Here is a 1,936-nt window from a genome sequence, read left to right as displayed (position 1 = left end):
AACGTGTATCAGACCTGGGGTCCCGAGTTCTTCGCGCCCCTCGCCGATCTTCTGAACCACGTGCCGATCTTCATCGCCCGAGGCAACCACGAGGGCAAGGCCGGGAATGTCCTTCGCCTCTTCGACATGCCCGGGGGCAGGACGTGGTACTCCTTCGACTATGGGCCCGTCCACGTCGTCGTCCTCGATTCCTACGAGGAAGGCAAGGCCGTTCTCGATTGGCTCGAAAAGGATCTCGCCGGCTCGACCGCGCCCTGGAAGATCGCCGCCTATCACGAGCCGACATTCGACCTCGGAGGCCACCGGTCCGCCGCCGGCCGCACGACCTTTCTGCCCCTGTTCGAGAAATGCGGCGTGGACGTGGTCCTGACCGGCCACTCCCACCTTTACGAGCGGTTCCGGCCCCTCCGCCGGGCGGGCGTCCCCGGCGCCCGGCCCATCACCTTCATCACGACGGGCGGCGGCGGGGCGGGGCTCTACGACGTCCGGCAACATCCGGTCCTCGCCGCCACCGCCGAGGTCCACCACTACTGCGTCTTTACCGTGGACGCCGAACGACTCTCCATGAAAGCCTTCACCGACGAGGACCGGGAACTCGACGCCTTCACCGTCTCGAAAAAGGACGGCCGGTACGACGAGGCCTACTTGGCCCAGGCCCGGCCCATGGAGGCGGCGATCCTGGCCCAAGCGTCGGCGCGCCTGGGCCCGCCGGTGCTCGCCACGCTGCCAAGCGGCAGCGCTCCTGTTGCCGCCGTCCTGAATGTGGACCTGCCCGGTCTCGGGCCTGAGACCACCATCACGGTTCGCGTCGCGGACGCGTCGGCCGAAAGTTACGCGGCCGAGCCCGTCGCCCTGAAGGTCCAGGCGGGCAAATCGGCGGAGGTCCGCCTCCTCGTGCGCGCCCTCAGGCCGGTGGCGGCGGAAACGACGGGCAAGGAACAGGTTCTACGTCCACCGCTTCGTCTGGCGATATCCGTCAGCGCGGCGGGCCTCCAGGAAACCATCGAGAGTTCCGATGCTGTCCTGAAACCCCCCGTGCCGCCGAAATAGGCCTCGGCGAGTCGCGCTTGACCCTGACGGCGCGCGCGACTACGATAATCCGCCATGAAGAAAACCAAGAAGCCGGCGATGCCGAAAGTGTCCATCCGCAAGGCCCGCATGGGTGACGTCGAGGCGATCCACGCCCTCATCACCGAGTTCGCCCGGCGCGATTCCATGCTCCCGCGCAGCCGGGCTGAACTCTACGATTCCCTCCGCGACTACCAGGTGGCCGTCGTCGCCGGCCACGTCGTCGGATGCGGTGCGCTCGTCATTGCGTGGGAAAACCTCGGCGAGATCCGCAGCCTGGCTGTCGCCGAAGAGTTTCAGCGCAAAGGCATCGGCGGCCGATTGATAGAGGCGTGCCTCGCCGAGGCCCGGCGCCTCGGCATCCAGCGAGTCTTCGCCCTGACGAACAATCCCGCCTTTTTCAAGCGCCTCGGCTTCGTGCCCGTCGCCAAGGAAACCCTTCCTCACAAGATTTGGGCCGACTGCGTCAAGTGCCCCAAGTTCCCCGACTGCGACGAAGAAGCCGTGGCGATTGACCTAGGGTGACGGCCGCTAAGCGGCCCTCCTTCGCCGAGGCTTCGGAGGGCAAGCAAGCCGCTTGCACTCTGGCGCGTGTTGTCCGCTTGCGGCTCAGCGAGTGAATTGCGGGGAGCCGTATCCCGTGGGGAGTGTCTTACGCGCTTTCGCGGAGCGGTTTGCCTTCCGCCAGGAGGTTTGCTTCGCCGCGCACGACCGCCTCGGTCACCGTGTAGCGGAAGCCTTTCGGCCGGTTCGGCAACTCGAACATCGGGTCGAGCATCAGGTTCTCGATGATCGCCCTCAGGGCCCGCGCGCCGGTATTGCGTTTCATCGCTTGCCGCGCGATCTCCCGCAGCGCCCCTTCCGTGAA

At 66.6% G+C, this 1,936-nt stretch carries 3 protein-coding genes; 2 read left to right on the top strand and 1 reads right to left on the bottom strand.

Annotated elements, in window-relative coordinates; genetic code table 11:
- On the top strand, positions 1 to 1,050 hold a 1,050-nt coding region (locus tag NTX40_07130), incomplete at its 5' end, for a metallophosphoesterase (GenBank protein ID MCX5648852.1).
- Between the two features lie 54 nt (positions 1,051 to 1,104).
- Entirely contained in the window at positions 1,105 to 1,593 is a 489-nt protein-coding gene (locus NTX40_07125) for an N-acetyltransferase (protein MCX5648851.1), read from the top strand.
- 127 nt (positions 1,594 to 1,720) lie between these two features.
- Here NTX40_07125 and NTX40_07120 read toward each other — a convergent pair.
- Positions 1,721 to 1,936 (bottom strand): ATP-dependent Clp protease ATP-binding subunit ClpX (locus NTX40_07120; protein ID MCX5648850.1); only part of this gene is annotated, 216 nt, incomplete at its 5' end.

It is taken from the genome of Planctomycetota bacterium, assembly GCA_026387035.1.
In the GTDB taxonomy this organism is placed as follows: Bacteria; Planctomycetota; Phycisphaerae; order FEN-1346; family FEN-1346; genus JAPLMM01.
Note: the sequence above shows the minus strand (reverse complement) of the source record. Positions and strands in the feature narration are given on the sequence as shown.

Coding starts and splice junctions, on each gene's coding strand:
- NTX40_07125 (MCX5648851.1), top strand. CDS start 1,105: ATGAAGAAAACCAAGAAGCCGGCGATGCCGAAAGTGTCCATCCGCAAG.